Annotated in this window: 18 protein-coding genes, 1 other RNA gene and 1 other annotated feature; of the genes, 2 read left to right on the top strand and 17 right to left on the bottom strand. The window is 39.5% G+C overall.

The window, feature by feature from the left end; all coding sequences use genetic code 11:
* Positions 1-4: 4 nt before the first annotated feature.
* The 4 genes from N178_RS10855 to cymR form a co-directional block, all read right to left on the bottom strand.
* On the bottom strand, positions 5-664 hold the full coding sequence (locus tag N178_RS10855) for a tetratricopeptide repeat protein (protein ID WP_045292116.1): 660 nt from the start codon (positions 662-664) through the stop codon (positions 5-7).
* Between the two features lie 157 nt (positions 665-821).
* The gene (gene mnmA, locus N178_RS10860; protein ID WP_045292118.1) at positions 822-1,934 is read right to left on the bottom strand and encodes a tRNA 2-thiouridine(34) synthase MnmA; all 1,113 of its coding nucleotides are present in this window, start codon (positions 1,932-1,934) and stop codon (positions 822-824) included.
* A 106-nt stretch (positions 1,935-2,040) separates the two neighbouring features.
* Positions 2,041-3,183, bottom strand: coding sequence for a cysteine desulfurase family protein (locus N178_RS10865; RefSeq protein WP_028411684.1), 1,143 nt, complete (start codon positions 3,181-3,183; stop codon positions 2,041-2,043).
* Between the two features lie 23 nt (positions 3,184-3,206).
* A complete protein-coding gene (gene cymR / locus N178_RS10870; RefSeq protein WP_013059297.1) occupies positions 3,207-3,623 on the bottom strand; it encodes a cysteine metabolism transcriptional regulator CymR in 417 nt (138 codons plus the stop codon).
* Positions 3,624-3,848: 225 nt separating this feature from the next.
* On the opposite strand from cymR, the gene N178_RS10875 reads away from it, so the two are divergent.
* The gene (locus tag N178_RS10875) at positions 3,849-5,126 is read left to right on the top strand and encodes a replication-associated recombination protein A (protein WP_045292120.1); all 1,278 of its coding nucleotides are present in this window, start codon (positions 3,849-3,851) and stop codon (positions 5,124-5,126) included.
* Positions 5,127-5,171: 45 nt separating this feature from the next.
* Here N178_RS10875 and pstA read toward each other — a convergent pair whose 3' ends face one another.
* From pstA to N178_RS10910, 8 genes are all read right to left on the bottom strand, one after another.
* A complete protein-coding gene (gene pstA / locus N178_RS10880; protein ID WP_045292121.1) occupies positions 5,172-6,101 on the bottom strand; it encodes a phosphate ABC transporter permease PstA in 930 nt (309 codons plus the stop codon).
* Positions 6,098-6,985, bottom strand: coding sequence for a phosphate ABC transporter permease subunit PstC (gene pstC / locus N178_RS10885; RefSeq protein ID WP_013059300.1), 888 nt, complete (start codon positions 6,983-6,985; stop codon positions 6,098-6,100). The genes pstA and pstC overlap by 4 nt, the downstream gene beginning before the upstream one ends.
* Before the next feature lie 124 nt (positions 6,986-7,109).
* Positions 7,110-7,994, bottom strand: coding sequence for a phosphate ABC transporter substrate-binding protein PstS family protein (locus tag N178_RS10890; RefSeq protein WP_045292123.1), 885 nt, complete (start codon positions 7,992-7,994; stop codon positions 7,110-7,112).
* Between the two features lie 421 nt (positions 7,995-8,415).
* Positions 8,416-9,180 (bottom strand): tRNA threonylcarbamoyladenosine dehydratase, encoded by a 765-nt coding sequence (locus N178_RS10895; RefSeq protein WP_025750578.1) that lies wholly within the window; start codon positions 9,178-9,180, stop codon positions 8,416-8,418.
* A gap of 162 nt (positions 9,181-9,342) precedes the next feature.
* Positions 9,343-9,524: non-coding RNA, 6S RNA (gene ssrS, locus N178_RS25900), on the bottom strand.
* A 118-nt stretch (positions 9,525-9,642) separates the two neighbouring features.
* Positions 9,643-11,421 (bottom strand): aspartate--tRNA ligase, encoded by a 1,779-nt coding sequence (aspS, locus tag N178_RS10900; RefSeq protein ID WP_045292125.1) that lies wholly within the window; start codon positions 11,419-11,421, stop codon positions 9,643-9,645.
* Positions 11,422-11,433: 12 nt separating this feature from the next.
* A complete protein-coding gene (gene hisS / locus N178_RS10905; RefSeq protein WP_025750580.1) occupies positions 11,434-12,702 on the bottom strand; it encodes a histidine--tRNA ligase in 1,269 nt (422 codons plus the stop codon).
* 67 nt (positions 12,703-12,769) lie between these two features.
* Positions 12,770-13,002, bottom strand: a binding site (T-box leader).
* Positions 13,003-13,089: 87 nt separating this feature from the next.
* Positions 13,090-13,266 carry a hypothetical protein gene (locus tag N178_RS10910; protein WP_035335109.1) on the bottom strand — a complete coding sequence of 59 codons (177 nt, stop codon included), beginning with the start codon at positions 13,264-13,266 and terminating at the stop codon, positions 13,090-13,092.
* 166 nt (positions 13,267-13,432) lie between these two features.
* Here N178_RS10910 and N178_RS10915 point away from each other — a divergent pair, with 166 nt between their 5' ends.
* Positions 13,433-14,317, top strand: coding sequence for an N-acetylmuramoyl-L-alanine amidase family protein (locus tag N178_RS10915; RefSeq protein ID WP_237758444.1), 885 nt, complete (start codon positions 13,433-13,435; stop codon positions 14,315-14,317).
* On the opposite strand, the gene dtd is transcribed toward N178_RS10915, so the two are convergent.
* The 5 genes from dtd to secDF all read right to left on the bottom strand — a co-directional run bounded on the left by dtd (position 14,308) and on the right by secDF (position 22,419).
* Positions 14,308-14,769 (bottom strand): D-aminoacyl-tRNA deacylase, encoded by a 462-nt coding sequence (gene dtd, locus N178_RS10920; RefSeq protein WP_045292130.1) that lies wholly within the window; start codon positions 14,767-14,769, stop codon positions 14,308-14,310. The two genes, N178_RS10915 and dtd, sit on opposite strands and share 10 nt — an antisense overlap.
* 15 nt (positions 14,770-14,784) lie before the next feature.
* Entirely contained in the window at positions 14,785-16,983 is a 2,199-nt protein-coding gene (locus N178_RS10925; protein ID WP_045292132.1) for a RelA/SpoT family protein, read from the bottom strand.
* A gap of 185 nt (positions 16,984-17,168) precedes the next feature.
* On the bottom strand, positions 17,169-17,681 hold the full coding sequence (locus tag N178_RS10930) for an adenine phosphoribosyltransferase (protein WP_013059309.1): 513 nt from the start codon (positions 17,679-17,681) through the stop codon (positions 17,169-17,171).
* Positions 17,682-17,696: 15 nt separating this feature from the next.
* On the bottom strand, positions 17,697-20,039 hold the full coding sequence (gene recJ, locus N178_RS10935) for a single-stranded-DNA-specific exonuclease RecJ (RefSeq protein WP_045292134.1): 2,343 nt from the start codon (positions 20,037-20,039) through the stop codon (positions 17,697-17,699).
* 142 nt (positions 20,040-20,181) lie between these two features.
* The gene (gene secDF, locus N178_RS10940) at positions 20,182-22,419 is read right to left on the bottom strand and encodes a protein translocase subunit SecDF (RefSeq protein WP_045292136.1); all 2,238 of its coding nucleotides are present in this window, start codon (positions 22,417-22,419) and stop codon (positions 20,182-20,184) included.
* Positions 22,420-22,491: the final 72 nt, after the last annotated feature.

Below are 22,491 nucleotides of genomic sequence, written 5' to 3' on the forward strand. Positions count from 1 at the left end.
TTTCTTAATGTTCTAATGTAGACAGAACTTGTTTAGCATTTGCTGCCATTACGTGATCTGGCTGCACGTTTAAAGCTTCATCTAACATCTCAATTGCTTTGTCCTTATCATCTTTCATGGCATACGCTACGCCCAAATTATAGAAAGCATCGGCATGTTCTGGCTCTTGATTTACTACCTTAAGAAATTCAGCAATCGCTTCATCTACCATTTCGAGCTGTGCTAAACAAAGACCGTACTGAAATTTTGCTTCTACATCATGTTCGTTTAGTTCTACCGCTCGCTGCAGATAAGGCATCGCAAAACGAATTTCTTCCATATGAAACAGCGTTAAACCAAGCATAAAGTAGGCATCGGATGAATCTAAGCCTTGTTTGATTGCTAAATCAAAGTAGTGCTTTGCCTGCTCAAGCTGCTCTGCATTAAAATAAATATTTCCTGCTCCGTAATACGCTGTTGCCGTTTCTTCATCTAATTCAATCGCACGTTCATAAAATTTCAAAGCACGATCCATCTCACTAACAGCCGCTAACAAATTGCCAAAATTCACATACACAATTGGATCTTTTGGATTATCTTCAATTGCTTCTGAAAATGTTTTAGCAGCCTCTTCAAATTTCCCTTCCTGCATATACTGAATTCCTAGCTGATTTTTATCTGTCATTTTTTCGTTCACTCCACTGTTTTAGTTATGATTTAAAAGACTTTCACATCATGAAAATCTAGAATATGTAAGTTATTAGTTTACCCAATAAGTAAAGTATATCATAGAAAAACCTCAGCTATATACAGCCGAGGTTTTTCGTTCTTGCTTATATGAATTATACGTACCAGATTTGCTCTTCTTCTTGAAATACTTTGTCAATTGTTGCTCCGCCAAGACATTCATCATCTTTGTAAAACACAACTGCTTGACCTGGCGTAATTGCGCGAACAGGTTCAGCAAAAGTAACTTTAATTGTATCATCATCGACTTTTTCAACGGTTACTGCTGAATCGGTTTGACGATAGCGGAATTTTGCTGTGCACGTCATTGGTGACGACCAATCACGGTCGCTTACCCAGCTGACATTGGTTGCTGTAAGAGATGTAGAATAGAGCAGCTCATTGTGAAAGCCTTGATCGACGTACAAAACATTTTTTTCTAAATCTTTTCCTACTACAAACCAAGGTTCACCGCTGCCTCCAATACCTAAACCATGGCGTTGGCCAATCGTATAGTACATGAGACCGTCATGCTTGCCTTTTACTTCGCCGTCAAGCGTTTGCATTACACCTGGCTGAGCAGGAAGATACTGACTTAAAAATTCTTTGAAGTTGCGTTCACCAATAAAGCAAATACCTGTGCTGTCTTTTTTCGTTGCTGTAGCAAGGCCTGCTTCTTTCGCAATTTCACGCACTTTTGATTTCTCAATTTCACCAATCGGGAACATTACTTTAGACAGCTGATCTTGTCCTAATTGATTTAAGAAATACGTTTGATCTTTATTTTCATCTACGCCTCGAAGCATTTTATACTCCCCGTCGCGATACGCAACGCGTGCATAATGCCCTGTCGCTAGATAGTCTGCTCCTAGCGTCATTGCATGCTCTAAAAAGGCTTTGAATTTTATTTCTTTATTACACATTACATCAGGATTCGGTGTACGACCTGCTTTATATTCATCTAAAAAGTAGGTAAATACTTTATCCCAATATTGTTTTTCAAAGTTGACTGCATAGTAGGGAATACCAATTTGGTTACATACGCGAATAACATCGTTATAATCTTCAGTCGCAGTACAAACACCGTTTTCATCCGTATCGTCCCAGTTTTTCATAAAGATTCCGATCACATCGTATCCTTGTTGTTTTAATAAAAGAGCTGCTACAGATGAATCAACGCCTCCGCTCATTCCGACTACTACACGCGTATCTTTAGGTGATTTTGTCAACTTCGCCACCTCCGCTTTCTTCATTTTAATTAAATTGTTCGCTAAAAAGCGAACGAAACGACACAAACCATCAGTGAGGGATGAAGACCCTACTGATGGCTGCTATTTACATCGTTAGTCGCTTAACGATGTTTGCTGTTTGACGTGCGGTTTTTTCAATTTGCTCAGCTGAGTTTCCTAAGCCAAAGCTAAATCGAATAGAAGTTGTTAAACGTTCAGACCCTTTTCCAAACATAGCTACAAGCACATGAGAAGGATCGATTGCTCCCGCTGTGCAAGCTGAACCGCTCGATGCCGCAATTCCTGCTAAGTCTAAATTTACGAGCATCGATTCAACATTTGTTTTTGGAAATGATAAATTTAACACATGTGGCAGAGCATTTTCAAGATGTCCGTTAATTTCAAATGAAATACCTTCTTCTTTCAACACAGCTACCATTATTTCTTTGTATCTTCTATATTCATCTGCACGTGTTTGCAGCGTTTGTTGCGAAATTTTCACAGCTTCTTCAAACCCGACGATACTTGTCATGTTCTCAGTTCCAGCTCGTCGTTTGCGCTCTTGTTCTCCTCCAAATAGCAAAGGAGACAGTGAAACGTGAGCAGCTGCATATAAAAAGCCCATCCCTTTTGGTCCGTTAATTTTATGAGCCGAAACGGATAAAAGATCGACACCTAATTGTTGCACATTTAACGGAATTAATCCATAAGCTTGCACTGCATCCGTGTGGAAATATGCTCCATGCTCTTTTAATAGAACTCCAATTTCTCCAATTGGCTGAATAGCACCTACTTCATTATTTCCAAACATCACCGACACAAGAATTGTTTGATCCGTTAGGGCTGATTTTATTTCATCCACAGATACTTGTCCGTACTCATTAACTGGTAGGTAAGTCACTTCAAAGCCCTGTGTTTCTAAATATTCACACGTATGAAGCACAGCGTGGTGTTCAATTTGCGTGGTAATAATATGATTTCCTTTATGGCGGTTTGCAAGAGCGACTCCGATCAGTGCCATATTATCTGCTTCTGTCCCACCACTTGTAAAAATCAGTTCATTTTCGTGTGCTCCAATACTTGCTGCAATCGTTTGGCGAGCTTCGTCTAAATAGCGTCGACTTTCCCGCCCGTAGTGATGAATACTAGACGGATTTCCAAAGTACTCATGCATAAAAGTCGTCATTTTCTCAACGACTGCTGGATGTATTGGAGACGTTGCTGCATGATCAACATAAATACGTTCCAAAATAAACGCCTCCTAGCTCATTATTAAATATAAAACATATAAGACGCTTGATCATCATCAGAATGATTTGCTAAATCTTCAAGCGTTGTACTATCTAGCACTTCTTTAACTGCATCTCGAATACGAATCCACAGCTCGCGTTTTGCAGGCTCTTCATCTTCAATTCCTTCTACAGGACTAATAGGACCTTCTAAAACGGAAATAATATCGCCAGAAGTAATGTTAGCAGGTTCATGTGCCAAGATGTAACCTCCATAAGCTCCGCGCACGCTTTTTACAAGCCCAGCGTTACGCAGCGGTGAAATAAGTTGTTCTAAATAATGTTCAGATAAATCATGCGTTTGAGCAATAGTTTTAAGCGAGATAGGACCTTCTCCAAAGCGCTTCGCAAGCTCAATCATAATCGTTAAACCGTAGCGTCCTTTTGTTGAAATTTTCATACGATACACTCCTTCAATACACTTTTTTATTTATGAAAAAAATAAGACCCTCACGTTGTCACTGAATGCTGTGATGAGTCGTTTTTTACTAAGCTATATGAACTTCTCTATACACGTTTCTTGCAAATGTAGCTGTTGACATTATAACATACTATGCCTATAAGATAAATTTCCACCACCTATTCACCTCTTGTGATACAGTGAAAGAAAAGAAAGGAGATAAACATGGCTACAAAACCTCTTGCATTTCGAATGCGTCCGACTCATTTAGATGACGTTATCGGGCAGCAGCATTTAGTTGGCAAAGATAAAATGATTTATCGAATGGTAAAAGCAAATCACTTAAGCTCGATGATTTTATATGGGCCTCCAGGCGTTGGGAAAACAACAATTGCAACAGCTATTGCAAAAACAACCAACACGGCGTTTCGTCAGTTAAATGCCGTTGTAAACAATAAAAAAGATATGGAAATTGTCGCCGAAGAAGCCAAAATGTCAGGCAAAGTAATTCTGCTGTTAGACGAAGTTCATCGCCTTGACAAAGCCAAGCAAGACTTTTTACTTCCTTATTTAGAAAACGGCATGATCATTCTAATCGGAGCGACAACAAGCAATCCTTATCACGCGATTAATCCTGCTATTCGAAGCAGATGCCAAATTTTCGAATTAAAATCTCTTACGCCAGATGATATCAAAATGGCGCTAACAAGAGCACTCAGCGACTCATCCAATGGATTTGGGGATAGAAAAATTGTCGTAGAAGATGACGCCATGAACCATTTTGCCAACAGCTGTAACGGTGACGTACGCTCCGCTTTGAATGCTCTGGAACTGGCTGTTTTATCAACAAGTGAAAGCGATGGTAAAATCGTTATTACCCTACAAACGGCGGAAGAATGTCTGCAGCAGAAATATTTTTCACACGATAAAAATGGTGACGCTCACTATGATGTATTGTCGGCTTTTCAAAAATCGATTCGCGGCAGCGACGTAAATGCCGCTCTTCATTATTTGGGACGGCTAATTGAAGCAGGAGACTTGATCAGCATCAATCGTCGACTTTTAGTCATTGCCTATGAAGACGTTGGACTAGCTGATCCGGATGCTGGTATGAGAACGCTAGCAGCTATTCAAGCAACTGAGCGATTAGGGTTCCCAGAAGCACGAATTCCGCTTGCAAACGCCGTTATTGAACTTTGCCTATCACCGAAGTCCAACGCTGCTTACAAAGCATTAGATGAAGCGATAAGTGATATTAAAAAAGGGTTGTCCGGCGACGTTCCCCCTCATTTAAAGGATGCTCATTACAAAGGAGCAGAAAACCTTGGCCGAGGCGTTGCATATCAGTACCCGCATGATTTTGATAACGGATGGGTCCCTCAACAGTATTTACCGGATCGCATCAAAAACAAACAATATTTTCATCCTAAACAAAATGGCCAAGAAAAATACTTTTCAAAAGTTTTTAATCGTTTAGAGACATTAAAAAAAGAAAATGGCTGAAACTGTTGTTCAGTTTCAAAGCCATTTTCTTTTTTTCTTTATCTATTAAGCTGCACTTTTAACGTCTTTTCGTTTTTTCGTTTTTGTTGAACCTTTAAAGTAGCTGTCTAAAAGTTTTGCTACTAAACGAGCGACTATGTTAAACAACAGAACCATAATGATTAGAATAGCAGCTGACTTTGTTGCAATCAATCTCGCATCAGGTACAATTCCTTCAGAGTTTAATTTCCAAATGTGGACGGCAAGCGTCTCCGCTGGTCGAAAAATATTAAACGGGTTTACAGGACTCGTTAAGTCGGCATTTGAATTTAACATCGGCGTCGTTAAGCCAGCTGTATAAATCAGCGCAGCTGCCTCTCCAAAGATTCGTCCCGCTGTTAAAATAACGCCCGTGATAATTTGTTGAATCGCTGATGGAATCACTACTTTGACAATTGTTTGCCATTTAGTTGCACCCAAACCTAAACTCGCTTCTTTTACACTCGCAGGAACAGATGCAATCGCACTTTCACATACGCGCGTTAAACCGGGTAAATTTAAAATTGTAATCACAAGTGCTCCGCCGATAAGCGTATAGCCCCAGCCTGAAAATGTGACGAAAATTAATAATCCAAATAAACCAACTACAATGGACGGTAATGACGCCATTGTCTCAATACATAAGCGGACGAAATTTAGGAAACGACCTTGCTTCGCGTACTCCGCTAAGTAAATTCCGGCTCCTAACCCAAGAGGAATAGAAATGATCAGCGTTAAAACAAGCATGTAAAACGAGTTAAACAGCTGTGGTCCGATACCGCCTCCTGCCATCGTATTGCTTGGCTTTCCAAATAAAAAGTTCGGATCCCAAAATCCCCAGCCCTTGGCGATAATTTCAACAACTAAATACACTAATAGCGCCACAACTAGAGCGGCAATGCCATAAAAAATACCTGTCCATATATTATTTACTGTGCGTGCATTTTTGTTTTTCATTGATGAGCACCTCGTTTCCCAATTGCTCGGATAATTAAAATGAACACGAAAGAAATAAGCAGTAAAATCATGGCTAACGTCCACAATGCGTTATTCCATGCCGTTCCGTTTAACGTATTAGACATATCCATTGTTAAAATACCTGTTAATGTTGCCGTTGGGCTATATAAGCTTTCAGGAAGCTTAACCGTGTTTCCGATAACCATTTGAACAGCTAGCGCTTCTCCGAATGCGCGGGCAAGCCCTAACACGATGCCTGTTAAAATACCTGTTTTAGCAGATGGAATAATCACTCGGCTAATGGCCTGCCATCTTGTTGAACCTAATCCATAAGAAGCTTCTAAATATTCAGGTGCTACGCTTCGAATTGCATCGTCAGCAATACTTGCAATTGTCGGAAGAATCATGACGCTTAAGACAATAATTCCGGCAATCAAACTAAAGCCCACTCCGCCGAAGTTATCGCGAAGAAGCGGCACTAAAATGGTAACCCCTAAAAGACCGTATACCACTGAAGGAACTCCGACTAAAAGCTCTAACACCGGTCGCAAAACCGTTGAACCAAATTTAGGCGAAATATAGTTGTTAAAAATGGCAATAGCAATTCCAATTGGAGCGCTTATAATAACAGCTCCGATTGATACAAGCATGGAACCTAGAATAAACACAAGTGCCCCGTATTCTTTATTGTTTGGGCTCCATTTTGTTGAAGTCAACATTTCACCGATTGATATATTACTTTGTAAAAATGACTGTATGCCTTTTTCACAAATAAATACGATAATAGCTAACGTAACAAGTACAATTAAAATACCGCAAAATGTAGAAAGCGTACGGCCAATGTATTCGCTTTTTACATAATTAATGGATTTTTTCCCCTTCATCGCTCTGTCTCCTTACATATTCAGTATATATTCGCTTTTCTTTTTATTCGCTATATACTTTATTAACATTCAAATAGAATAAGACTGACTGTGTTAGTCAGCCCTATTCTTTTTTAAAACATTCTTATTTTTTGAACTCAGTCATTGGGATATATCCCATATCTTCTACTTGCTTAGCAAAGTCTTTACCAGCTACGTAGTTAATGTACTCTTTTGCACCATCTTTTGGCTCACCGTTTGTAATCATGTACTCATAAGACCAGAACGGATATTTTTTAGAAACAATGTTTTCTGTTGTTGGCTCCACACCATCAATATTAAGCATTTTTAAACTTTCTTTTTTATCGCCAATTAAATACGACATAGCAAGGTAACTTACTGCTCCTGGCGTTGAGTTTACTGATTGCTCAACCGCTCCGTTTGAATCTTGAGCTGTACCAACGCTGTCATTTACTTTTGCGTCACCCATTAATGTTTTCTCAAATGTAGCACGTGTACCAGATGATGCCGGACGGTTGATTACGTTAATTTTTTCGTCGTTTCCGCCAACTTCTTTCCAGTTTTTAATTTCGCCAGAGAAAATCTTTTGAATTTGCTCTTTTGTTAACGATTCTACTTTTACATCTTTATTTACAACAAGTGCGAACCCAATGCCCGCTACTTTCGTATCGACAAGTTTATCTGCTTTTGATTTATCTTCGATTTTATCGGCTGCTGGAACGTCAGAGTTTCCAATGTCAACTGCTCCTGATGCTACTTGGTTGACACCAGTTCCACTACCTCCACCTTGTACCGTTACTGAAAGGTTTGGATATTTTTCAGTAATTCCATTCGCTGCTTCTTCTGCAAGTGGTTGTAAAGCTGTAGATCCCGCCGCTGTTAACGTACCTGACACTTCTTCTTTGCTGCCTGAACCACTGTCGTTGCTTGCTCCCTCTTTACCACATGCTGCTAGTGCTCCTACCATTAAAAAAGCTGCTAATGTTACTTTAAAACCCTTTGTTTTCATTGCATTACCCTCCAATAAATGTATGTGTAATTAGTACTAGTCCTTTGTACTCGAACAACAGGTACAAGACACATTATACGAGTAGATTGTTGTCTTTATATGAAGTGAATTTTAAGTTACTGTAAACTTACTTATTTGGGGCTTATTTTTTCTTGTTTCTATCAAAACCCTTGGTATATAAGGCTTTCTGAATATTACTGTAGAATATCCAAAAGAAAGAAAGCGGAAACGTAAATTTTATGTAAATAGAGCGTTAAATAAATTTACATAAATCTCTTTTTTTAATACAGTGTAAATTCATCATCAATCCATATTTTTCAAAACATTAGTACTTTTTATACATATCGTACAGAAGATTCCATCCAAAGCATAAACAGAAGAGATATTTCCATAAAAAAAGAAGGCTGCGATAGCCTTCTTTTTATTCATCACCTACGCGGCGAATCTTAATATCACTTAATAATTCATTAATAACATGACCGCCCATAATTAAGCCTGCTACAGATGGAACAAAAGCATTAGAAGATGGAGGCATTTTCGCTTTGCGAATTTGCGCTTGATCATTTCCTACTTCTTTGCGAACTTCTTCGCGAATAACGATTGGACGTTCATCAGAAAAAACGACGTTAATTCCTTTGCGAATTCCTTCTTTACGCAGACGAGTACGCACAACTTTTGCAATCGGATCTGTATGCGTCTTTGAAATGTCTGCAATTTTAAAACGTGTTGGGTCCATTTTATTGGCAGCACCCATACTTGAAATGATCGGGATATCACGTTTTAGACATTCTTTCATTAAGTGAATTTTATACGAAATGGTATCAGATGCATCCACTACGAAGTCCGGTTTATAGCTAAAGAACTCTTCATACGTTTCTTCTGTATAAAACATTTGCAAAGAAACGACGTCACAGTCTGGATTAATGTCTAAAATACGCTGTTTCATTAATTCTGTCTTAGGCTGTCCTACCGTAGAAAGCAGCGCGTGAATTTGACGGTTGACATTTGTAATATCAACATCGTCTTTATCTACAAGAATTAAACGCCCTACTCCTGAGCGAGCCAAAGCTTCAGCAGAAAATGATCCTACTCCTCCTATCCCTAAAATAGCAACTGTGCTGCCTTTTAAAGTAGCTAGCCCTTCTTTTCCTATCGCCAGTTCATTACGCGAAAACTGATGCAACATGTTAAAACACTCCTCTATTAAATACACCAACGTGTATGATTAATTCAAATAAACAACGAAATTGACTATATCATATTTTTAGCAAAACGAACATCAGCATTCGTTATTTCTCCATAAAAAAACTCTATGCAAATCATTACATAGAGGATTTCTTATATGTATGCTAGTCCCGATCGTGCCGTCTCGAGTGCCTTCGTTTTGAACCCGCTCTCGGCAGGTGGGTGCTCTGCTTTAACCATTGTAAGTCCTCGAGATGAGGCATGTACGCTCGTTAAAAACTCCGAGCTCCCAAGCAAAAAATTGTTCGGTCAAAACTGGATTAAGGACGAACACATCAGGACTATTTAGTTCTTGAAAGTATCTTATCACAGAAAAAATCACTTTGCAATTAATAAGTAAAACAAAAAAATCGAGCCTGTCGTCTTCAAGTGACAGGCTCGATTTAACAGACAGTTCAATCGATTACGCTTCTGTTTTTTGCTTTTTTACCTGCAAATGCAGCTCATTTAATTGCGCTTCACTTACTTCACCAGGTGCGTTCGTTAATAGACAGCTTGCACTCGCTGTTTTAGGGAAGGCAATTGTATCGCGCAAGTTTGTGCGTCCTGCTAAAAGCATAACCAAACGGTCAAGACCTAACGCAATTCCGCCGTGAGGAGGAGTACCGTATTCAAATGCTTCAAGTAAGAAACCGAACTGCTCATATGCTTCTTCTAATGTAAATCCAAGCGTTTTAAACATTTTTTCTTGAATATCACGCTCATAAATACGTAAAGATCCTCCGCCAAGTTCGTAACCATTCAATACTAAGTCATATGCTTGTGCACGGACTTGTCCAGGATCGCTTTCTAACATTGGTAAATCTTCACGAACTGGCATTGTGAATGGATGATGAGCCGCGTAGTAACGGTTGTCTTCTTCGTCATGCTCAAGAAGAGGCCAATCTGTTACCCATAGGAAGTTAAATTTCGTTTCATCAATAATCCCTTGTTCTTTTGCAAGCTTTAGACGAAGAGCGCCAAGTGCATCTGCTACAACTGACTTTTTATCAGCTACAAATAAAAGTAAATCTCCTTCTTCCGTTTGAAGAGCTTCAGCAAATTGCTTTTGCTCATCTTCGTTGAAGAATTTTGCAATCGGTCCTTTTAAGCCGTCTGCTTCAACTTTCAGCCATGCTAACCCTTTAGCACCGTAAATTTTCACGAACTCTGTTAGAGCATCGATATCTTTACGTGAATAGCTAGAAGCGGCACCTTTTACGTTAATCGCTTTTACTTCTCCGCCGTTTTCAACTGCTGCGCTAAATACTTTGAACCCGCAGTCTTTCACAAGCTCTGATAAGTTAACTAGCTCCATTTCAAAACGTGTATCCGGCTTATCTGAACCGTAGCGGCTCATCGCTTCATCATATGACATGCGCGGGAAAGGCGTCGTTACATCTAAGTCCTTTACGCGCTTCATTACTTTAGACATCATTTCTTCCGTCATTGTCATGATGTCCTCTTGAGATAAAAATGATGTTTCAATATCGATTTGAGTAAATTCAGGCTGACGATCTGCACGCAAGTCCTCATCACGGAAACAGCGAGCAATTTGATAATAACGCTCAACTCCGCTTACCATTAGCAGCTGCTTAAAGATTTGCGGTGATTGAGGAAGAGCATAAAACTCCCCTTCGTGCACGCGGCTTGGCACAAGATAATCACGTGCGCCTTCTGGCGTACTTTTCGTTAAAATAGGTGTTTCAACATCTAAAAAGTCATTTTGATCTAAGAAATCACGAATTGTTTTTGTAATGTCATTGCGCATTTTAAGCGTGTTAAACATCTCAGAACGTCGAAGGTCTAAATAACGATATTTTAATCGAACATCTTCTGATACTTCCGTTTGATCCGCAATGGCAAAAGGAGGTGTTTTCGCTTTGTTTAACACCGTAATCTGCTCAGCATGAACTTCAATTTTACCTGTTTTTAAGTTCGGGTTAACGGTTCCCTCTTCACGAGCTACAACAGTTCCTTGCACTTCCAGTACGAATTCATTACGTACATCTTCAGCAATTTTTAGAGCTTCAGCAGATTTTTCAGGATTAAATACAACTTGTACAACTCCGCCGCGGTCGCGTAAATCAATAAAGATTAATCCCCCTAAATCACGGCGTTTTTGAACCCATCCTTTTAATAGAACTGTTTCGCCAGTTGCTTGTTCTGTTACATCTCCACAGTAGTATGAACGTTTTGTCATCATGGTTCCCCCTTATACTTGTTCTTGCAAATAGCTGACCAATTGATCAATTGATACTTCTTGCTGTTCGCCAGATTCCATATTCTTTACGTTTACAACTTGTTTTGCTAGCTCATCTTCACCTAGAACAACAACAAATTTTGCTTGTACACGATCCGCTGCTTTGAACTGAGCTTTCATTTTTTTATCTTGGTAATCTTTATCGGCTACAAAGCCTGCACGTCGAAGCGTATTTACAATTGAAACGGATTTTTCTTTCGCTTCATCGCCCATTGTCACTACATAGCAATCTACGCCTGTTTCTACCGGAAGCTCAATTCCTTCTGCTTCCAATGCAGATAATAAGCGTTCAATACTTAAAGCGAATCCGATACCCGGTGTTTCAGGTCCGCCGATTTCTTGAATCAGCCCATTATAACGGCCTCCGCCGCAAAGAGTTGTAATGGCGCCAAACCCTTCTGCTTCACTCATTAGTTCAAACGCTGTGTGATTATAATAATCTAACCCGCGGACTAGCGTCGGATCTACAACATAGTCAATGTCTAAATCACTTAAGTACTGCTGTACTTTTTCAAAATATTCTTTTGAATAGTCGTTTAAATAATCAAGAATAGACGGCGCTGTAGCCATCAGTTCATGGTCACGATCTTTTTTACAGTCTAAAATACGAAGAGGGTTTTTCTCCAATCGGCTTTGACAGTCGCTGCAAAACTCTCCGATGCGAGGTGCAAAGTGATCGATAAGCGCTTGACGGTGAGCTTGACGACTTTCCGTATCTCCTAAACTGTTAACAACCAGCTTTAATTTTTTCAATCCAAGCGATTGGTAAAAGCTCATTAACAGGGCAAGAACTTCAGCATCGATAGCTGGATCGTTTACCCCTAATGCTTCTACGCCAAACTGAACGAATTGACGGAAACGTCCCGCTTGAGGTCGTTCATAGCGAAACATAGGACCGATATAAAACAGCTTTGTTGGCTGCGTTGGATTTCCAAACATTTTATTTGAAACAAATGATCGTCCAACTGCAGCTGTTCCTTCTGGACGAAGCGTTAAGCTGCGGTCACCTCGATCTTTAAATGTGTACATTTCTTTTTGTACGATATCCGTTGTTTCTCCCACTCCGCGCAAAAATAATTCAGTGTGTTCAAACATTGGTGTACGAATTTCTTGGTAGTTGAACGCACGGCAGATTTCTCTTGCTCGCTGTTCAACAAACTGCCAATATTCTACTTTGCCCGGTAAAATATCTTGTGTGCCTCTAGGTATTTGAACTGACATAACGTGATATGCCTCCTATATTTAAAATTTACAATACAAAAAACTCTCGCCTCTACTATTTTTCCATAGTAGGGACGAGAGTTAATCTCACGTGGTACCACCCTAATTGAAACATATGACATGTTTCCACTCATTTCGTTAACGCACGAACACGTTCATCTCCTACTAAGTTTCCCTTTTCAGAGTGAAGCCTCCTGAGTGTTCTTTCATAAAGTCATCATGTAGAAATGCTTTCAGCCTAAGACATTTCCTCTCTAGCCATGTGTCATCTTTACTACTTTTCTCGATCTTTGGCTTATCAATATAAAAATGTTATACATTCATTTTAATTTAGCAATTGCTTTCTATATTACGAATGAAATGAGCAGTTGTCAAGCACCTTTCATGTTAAGAGCGGTCTAATTGTTTTCTTAGTTTCTGAATATCTCGAAGCGTTAAACCAAATTCAGAAGCCAATTCAAGGGATGAAGCTTCACTTTCTCTATCAATAAAATCATGAAAATGAATGCCGAATACCGGATTTGCCTGCTGAAATGATTGTTCACCTTTTTCACTAAACTTCATTGTTTCTTCCTCCCTGCATACACTTACTTATCCTTTTATTAGCATTTCCCAAAAAAGATGTTTTTACATAAGAGAAAGGATTTTTTTTATTTTCATCGAATACTCTATTTGGTTATAAAAAGGAGGTCTATCTATTCGCCATCTAAACATGAAGTCTGTATCTGTTTTGGCTGCAAGTATCCTTTTGTTACTGTGCTCTTCCTCATTTGAGCGCCCAAACATACCGGTGCATCACCCCATTGTTGTAACAGCTGACTCTCTTCATGTACGCAGCGGTCCAGGACGTTCATTTTCAATTACAAATAAATTGACGAAGAATACGAGACTATCCGTTTCAGACCGTCAAGGAGATTGGTATTATGTAGAAAGCTCGAACATTCAAGGCTGGGTGTTTAAAAAATTCACGAAAACAGTAGCGCTCCGCAGCGTTCAGCCTAGCATGCAAGTAGCGCAGCGCCAGCCTGTTTATACGCTGAGTAAAAGTTTGCAGCATCTAAAGAGCAAAACCATTATTATTGATGCAGGCCATGGAGGAAAAGATAAAGGAGCCATCGGGACACAGGGCACATATGAAAAAGACCTCACTCTCCGAACAGCGCTTATTTTACAAGACAAACTTCAAAAAGAAGGCGCACACGTCATTTTAACCCGCAGCCGTGATGAGTACCTTCTACTTTCACAGCGCACGCTGCAATCGACTAAAGCAGATGCTTTTATAAGCATTCACTACAACAGTACAAACAGCTCACAGCTAACTGGCCTTATGACGTATTATTACCATCAGCATCAGGACAGTCCACTCACACATTCTATTCATCAGTCACTCATTGAACATGCAAAATTGAAAGACAAAGGAGAACGATTTGGAAACTATTATGTTCTTCGCGAAAATACACGTCCGAGTACATTAATTGAACTGGGCTTTTTAAGCAACGAACGGGAAGAAACGTATATTAATTCCATCAGTTATCAGCAAATGATTACGTCCGCTATCGCTGAAGGATTAAATCACTATTTTCAAAACAAAGAAAAAACGCAGACTCATCTGTGAGCCTGCGTTTTTTCTTTGCTTTCTACAATAAGTGTGACCGGTCCGTCATTTGTAAATGATACGTCCATCATTTCACCAAATGCGCCCGTTTCTACTCGAATATTTTTTTCTGATAATACTTTATTAAAATAGTTGTAAATCATTGCAGCATGATCTGGCCTAGCAGCTCCCATAAAGTTTGGTCTTCTGCCTTTTCGGCAATCTCCGTACAGCGTAAATTGAGATACCGATAAAATTTCTCCTTCTACATCTAGAAGCGACAAATTCATTTTGCCGGACTCATCATCAAACACTCGCAAATTCACAATTTTATCCGCTACATACTCTGCATCAGCTTCAGTATCGTCATGGGTAATGCCCACTAAAAGCATGTATCCGTGCTTAATCTCACCGACCGTCTCGCCTGCAACAGTTACTTTTGCATTCTTTGCTCTTTGTACGACTACTCTCATGTATAACGACCTTTCTTAATGCATAATTCGACGCACAGAATAAATGTCTCGAAGCTGCTTAATGCGCTCGACCACTTTATGAAGATGACTGATGTTATGGATAGAAATTGACATATGAATCGTAGCCATTTTGTTTCGGTCCGATTTTCCTGAAACGGCTGAAATATTCGTTTTAGTCTCATTAACAACCTGCAGAACTTCATTTAGTAAGCCTCGACGGTCGTAGCCCGAAATTTCAATTTCCACGTTAAACTCTTTGCCTTCTTTAATATGTGTTTCCCACTCTACAGGAATAAGACGGCTTTCAGCATCATCTGTGTGAACGTTTAAACAATCTGCTCTATGAACAGATACTCCTCGCCCCTTTGTAATAAATCCAACAATCTCATCTCCAGGAACTGGATTACAGCACTTAGACAAGCGAATCAGCATATTATCTACACCCGGTACGATAACCCCGGAATCTTTTCGTTTATGCTGGCGAACACGCTTAGCTGCAGTGTCGCGTGCAATATCATCAATTTGGATCTCTTGTTCTTGATCGCGCTGCTTTCTCCACTTCTCGGTTAAACGATTAGCTACTTGAGCGGCAGTTAATCCGTTATATCCAATAGCTGCATACATATCATCTTCATTTGAGAAATTAAACTTCTCCGCTACTCGTTTGATATTATCAGCTGTTAATACTTCTTTTAAGTCAAACTCCATTTGACGAATTTCTTTTTCAACCAGCTCTTTGCCTTTTTCAATATTTTCATCGCGGCTTTGCTTTTTAAAGAATTGGCGAATTTTATTTTTAGCTTGAGACGTTTGAGCAAGCTTTAACCAGTCCTTGCTTGGACCATACGAATGCTTAGACGTCAAAATTTCGATAATGTCCCCCGTTTTCAAACGGTAATCAAGCGTCACCATCTTGCCGTTGACTTTTGCTCCAATGGTTTTGTTTCCGATTTCAGAATGAATACGATAGGAAAAATCAATTGGAACAGAACCTGAAGGAAGCTCAATGACGTCGCCTTTTGGCGTAAAAATGTAAACCATGTCAGAAAACAAATCAACTTTTAGAGATTCCATAAACTCTTCTGCATCGTTTGCATCATTTTGAAATTCTAAAATTTCTCTAAACCACGTTAACTTTTCTTCAAATGAAGCATGCTCAGCTGTTTTTCCCTCTTTGTAAGCCCAGTGAGCAGCAATTCCATACTCAGCAATTTGGTGCATGTCAAATGTTCGAATTTGAACTTCTAACGGATCACCTTTTGGCCCGATAACCGTCGTATGAAGAGACTGGTACATATTTTGTTTTGGCATCGCAATATAATCTTTGAAACGTCCTGGCATTGGCTTCCAGCACGTGTGAATAATCCCTAACACCGCATAGCAGTCTTTAATGCTATTTACAATAATGCGCACAGCTAGTAAATCGTAAATTTCATTAAACTGCTTGTTTTGCAGTGCCATTTTACGATAAATGGAATAAATATGTTTTGGACGTCCTGAAATTTCAACTTTAATCGACACTTCATCTACCTGCTCACGAACTTCATCAATAACTTCAGCCAAATATTGCTCGCGTTCCGCACGCTTTTTCTTCATCAAATTGACAATGCGATAATATTGCTGAGGATTTAAGTAACGTAAAGCTGTATCTTCAAGCTCCCACTTAATTTTTGAAATACCAAGACGATGAGCAAGAGGAGCAAAAATTTCAAGCGTTTCATTTGAAATGCGTCGCTGCTTTTCCTGTGGTAAATGCTTTAGCGTACGCATGTTATGAAGACGATCCGCAAGTTTGATCAGTATGACTCGAATATCTTGAGCCATTGCCACAAACATCTTGCGGTGATTTTCAGCCTGCTGCTCTTCTTTAGACTTATATTTAATTTTCCCAAGTTTCGTTACACCGTCTACGAGCATTGCTACTTCTTCGTTAAAAGCTTTTTCTAAATCCTTTAGTGTTATCTCTGTATCTTCAACCACATCATGTAGAAATCCAGCTGCAATTGTTGCTGGATCCATATCTAGATCAACTAAAATTCCTGCGACTTGAATCGGGTGGATAATATATGGTTCACCCGACTTGCGATATTGTTCTTTGTGAGCTTCTTTTGCAAAATCATATGCTGTTTGTACAAAAGCCACGTCTTCTTCATTTAAATATCGCTTCGTATTGTCAATGACCTGTTCCGCTGTTAGGACTTGCTCATTTGCCATGAAATCACCTTTTATCAACTAGCATTTTTAATTCATATTGTAACTATTATCTTGAAAAAATCCAAGGATGTAAAGCCTTTGCGTCTAATTTATGAAATTTACATCATTTCCATTTTACGTATTAACGTTTTTTAACGAAAAAAGAGCACCTGTATCAGGTACTCTTTTTTATGTGATCGTTCGTCTTAATACGTCATTAATGTGAATACATCGTAACCGTCTAGTTTGTCACGGCCGTCAAGGTAAGAAAGTTCAATTAAGAACGCAGCTCCAACAACAATTCCGCCTAATTCTTCGACAAGCTTAATTGTCGCTTCAATTGTACCGCCTGTTGCTAATAAATCATCTGTAATCAACACGCGCTGACCTGGCTTAATTGCATCTTTATGAATCGTTAATACGTCTTTACCGTATTCTAAACCATAATCTACTTTGATTACTTCACGCGGTAATTTTCCTTCTTTACGAACAGGTGCAAAGCCAATACCTAGCGCATATGCTACTGGACAACCAACGATAAATCCGCGAGCTTCCGGTCCTACGATAATATCAACTTGTTTATCATTGGCATATTTTACAATCTCATCCGTTGCAGCACGGTATGCGTCACCGTTATCCATTAATGTTGAGATATCTTTAAATGTAATACCTGGTTTTGGCCAGTCAGGTACAATTGTAATATAATCTTTAAAATTCATTCTAATGTTGCCTCCTCATTCAATCGAACGCTTAAAAATATCTTGAAATTGATTTTTAAGCTGTACATATGACGTATAAATAAAGTTTTTTTCTATTTCAATCTGCTGCTGCTTTTGGCGATAAGTCGCAGATTCTATTAAATCACGTTTCGCAGAATTTTTCACTAACGAAATTAAGCCATTGTTTATTGTAACAAATTCTAACTCAAAAAACACCTTTGCCATAAAATCAATCGTTTCTTTCGACCAGCCCTTATGAATCGCTAAATCTTCTTTGTAGCGTTTTAAATCAAAAGGACCCTTTTTCGCTAAAAAGCCGTAAAACCATTTAAAGTGATCACGAGTTGGGATTGTATCAAAATAATGGTCTTCTTCCGTTAAGAAAATAGCGTATATTCTAGAAGGAATACCTTGGACAAACAAAGCTTCAAGCCACTTCTGTGAAGGAGGCAAATCTAATAAAACGATCTGTTCCCCTGCACACATACATGCGTTTGCCTGTTCTTCATTTTGAATAAGAACAACATGCTCCATCGGCAGCAGCGACTTGTATTTATCAATTGTTGAATCATGAAAAGCAACGACTTTCATTTGATCCGTGAATACCTGTTCAAAGAAACGTTTGACATCAACCGCACTGCGATAATCAAACATCTGCCACTCGTCTACAGAGATATCTTCTACCATCAGCTGCGGTTTGCGCATATTGTTCCACTCATTAATAGATAGTTCACCTACTAATGATACCTTAGCTATAGGAGATACTTCATCTAATATATAGCCTAACCCAAATCCTACTGCATCAACCGATACACCGCTGTCTTCAAATACGAGTTTTAAATGATTTTTATTAGCACCAATTTTCCGCATAGATGTTGTATGAACATCTTTAATGAGAACTTTTGGCTTCGGGTTATGCATACCAAATGGAGCAAGCGCACTCATTTGTTCAATGTTCTCCAGCGTAATTTCCTCTGTTGTGCATACTGTATCAACTGATGTAATTGGAATAAAATCCTGTTCGGTTAACACGTTGCTTGCTTGTTCATTAAGACGTCTGCGCAGCTCTTCTACATCATCGCTGTTTAACGTCATGCCGGCTGCCATTGGATGCCCTCCAAAATGCGGCAAAATGTCACGGCATTTAGATAAGTTCGCGAATAAGTCAAAGCCTTCGATACTTCTTGCTGAACCTTTGGCAATACGATTTTCGGAGTCAATACTTAGTACAATTGTTGGTCTGTAGAACTTTTCTACGAGCCTAGAAGCGACAATTCCAACAACGCCTGCATTCCATCCTTCTCCCTCTACAATAAGAACGCTGTTTTCATCCGGAGGATACATATTTTCAACAAATTCAACGGCTTCTTCCGTAATATCGTTTACGATTTGCTGCCTTTCCTTGTTTAACGCATCAATTTCTTTAGCTAAACCTTTTGCCTCTTCAGCATTTGTTGTCATAAGCAAGTGAACAGCTGGATCAGCATCTTGAAGACGCCCTACTGCATTAATGCGAGGAGCCATGGCAAATCCAATTGTATCTTCAGTAATTTCTTCGCGTTTTACTCCACATACACTCAACAGCGCTTCAATTCCAGTGCGCTTCGTGAACTTCAAATAGTCAAGACCTTTGCGAGCAATTAAGCGGTTTTCGTCGACTAAAGGAACTAAGTCAGCAATCGTCCCAATCACTGCTAGTTCTAACAAATGTTCCGGAAGCTCCCCTAACAGCGCATGAGCGAGTTTAAAAGCCACTCCTACACCTGCCAGTTCTTTAAATGGATATGTACTTCCCGGCAGCTTTGGATGAATAATTGCATACGCATCCGGTAAAACCGGACCCGGCTCGTGGTGATCCGTAATAATTAAATCAAAATCTAATTCACGTGCATACGCCGTTTCTTCGACTGCCGAAATACCTGTGTCTACCGTAATCACCAGCTGATAGCCGCCTGTGTTTATTTTATCAAATGCTGCCTTATTCGGCCCATAACCTTCTGTAAAGCGATTAGGAATATAAAAATCAGTATCAGCGCCGAGCTGCTGTAAAGCAGATAACATAACAGAAGTACTGCTGACGCCGTCCGCATCGTAATCTCCATAGATCATAATTTTTTCATTATGATCAATTGCTTGCTGAATACGAGCTACCGCTTTGTCCATATCGTGCAATAAAAACGGATCGTGGAACGTTTGTGCATCAACGTGTAAAAACTCACGTGCCGCTTCTACTGTTGTCATGCCTCTATTAAGTAATAACGAAGCTACTAGAGGTGTAATATTGAGGTTTTCTACAAATTCATTAACAAGTTGTTCATCACATTCTTGAACATTCCAACGTTTTTTTGACTGTAACATGTCTCTTCACCCCTTAACCCACATTATTATACTAGAGTGGATGAAATGGAGCAACGAAAGAAAATAAGCATATTTTTCTGACAGTGGGTCTTGAATTTTCACACACAAAAAAACGTGCGAAAACTTACGCACGTTTTTGTAATTACTTGCTTTCTACTTCTTTTTGTTGCTCGCGCTTCAACTGTTTCCCTTTCCACACAAGCCATAGCTGAGCAGCAATAAACACAGATGAATATGCACCAAGAATTAAACCTACTAACAGGGCAATTGAGAAGTTTTGAATCGATTCACTTCCGAATAGAAGAAGTGCTACAACTGCAATCACAACTGTTAACACGGTGTTCATTGAACGAGTAAACGTTTCACGCAAGCTTAAATTTACGATAAACGCCAAATCGTCAAACGTTTTGGATTTAAATTTCTGCATATTTTCACGAATGCGGTCAAACGTAACGATCGTATCGTTAATCGAGTAACCAACAATCGTCAAGACAGCGGCGATAAACGTTAAATCCACTTCTAATTTCGTTAAGCTGAAGACCGTAACGATAAAGAACGCATCATGTAACAAAGCAAGTACGGCTGCAAGAGCCATATAAAATTCAAATCGAATCGTTACATAGATGATAATTCCAATTGAAGCAATTAAAATCGCCATCATTGCATTTTTCGCCAGTTCTTTTCCTACTGTGGGCGAAACGGTGCTTACATTTGGTTCAGAACCGTACTTGTCTTTAAAGTGATCTTTCAAATTAGCAATTTCTTTTTTATCCAAGACTCCAACTACACGTACAACACCTGTATCATTACTTTTCCCTGTAATAACTACATCATCCGTTTTGATATCAAGAGACTTCATTTCACGCTGTATCTCAGCCTGCGTAACGGTATGATTTGCCGGAATTTCTATGCGAGTTCCGCTCGTAAAGTCAATACCAAGATTCAGCTTGAACACAGCAACCGAAATAATACCGATAATGACCAGCACGCTTGAGAATGTGAAGAACGCTTTACGGTATTTAACAAAGTCAATTTTATCCCACGCTGTAGGTAAAACGGTTGTGCCGTCATCTTTGCTTAAATCGTGAATTTGCTCTTTCTTCACGCCAAAGTAGCCTGGTTTTTTATCAAACCAGCGGCTGTTTACTAAAAGGCTCATTAATAATCGCGTACCGTATACGGCCGTAATAAAACTTAGCACAATTCCGATCATTAATGTTGTTGCAAATCCTTTTACTGAACTTTGACCATAAAAGAATAATACAAGAGCCGCTAACATCGTTGTAATATTGGCATCAAAAATGGTCGCAAGTGAGCGACGATTTCCTGCCCGGTAGGCCGATATAACAGACCTTCCTGTTTTCAGTTCATCTTTAATCCGCTCGTACGTAATGATATTCGCATCGACTGCCATACCTACACCGAGAATAAGAGCCGCAATACCTGGAAGGGTCATAACCACATGCATCAAGTCAAATACAAGCAGGTTTAAATACACGTAGAAGCTGAGTGTAATAATGGCAATAAGCCCCGGTATACGGTAGAAAAACAGCATATAAAGGAAGATAACCCCAATCCCGATAATACCCGCTAATATAGTCGTGTGAAGAGCTTCTTCCCCAAACTGCGCTCCAACGGATGTAGAGTATAGCTCATCTAATTTAACTGGCAGCGACCCGGCATTTAGCAATTCCGCCAGCTGCGTTGCACTTTTCACTGTGAAGTTTCCACCTGAAATTTCAACATCTGGCTGCGTTAACACGCTGCTAACAGAGGCTGCAGACAGATACTTCGGATTTTGTTTTGCTGATTCTTTTTGGTACGAGTCTTTTCCTTCTTCATAATCCAGCCAAATGACAATTAAATTGTTAGGTGCTGGTTTTTGAGAAAGCTCTCGCGTGATCTTTTCAAATTTTTTCGCATTTTTTAACTTTAGTGAGACGCTAGGCTGATTGCTTTGGTCAAACGATTGCTTTGCTCCGCCTTGCGCTAAGTCTGTACCATCCATCAGCACCTTATCGTTCACGTCACGGAACGTTAAGTTTGCTTGAGTTGATAACAAATCCCTGGCTTGCTTTTGATTCGTGACACCAGCTAGCTGAACGCGGATGCGGTCGTTTCCTTCAATTTGAATGCTGGGCTCACTAACTCCCAGTACATCGACACGTTGACGCAGCGCTTCAACCGTGCTGTTAAGTGCCTTTTTGTCAATGACATCGCCTTTTTTAGCTGGACTGACTTTATATAAAATTTCAAATCCACCTTGAAGGTCGAGGCCAAGTTTAATATCTTTTGTAATTCCAGTCATCGTTGTTCCGATTGTACTAAACACAAGCAGTACTAAGAGGAAAAAGGCAACGATACGTCCTCTTTTAACCATCGACAGAAAATCCTCCTTCTTATGTAAAAAACATGAAATGATAACAATAGATAAATGACCAATCTAATTATC

Origin of the sequence: Priestia aryabhattai B8W22, from assembly GCF_000956595.1 — a bacterium.
GTDB lineage: Bacteria > Bacillota > Bacilli > Bacillales > Bacillaceae_H > Priestia > Priestia aryabhattai.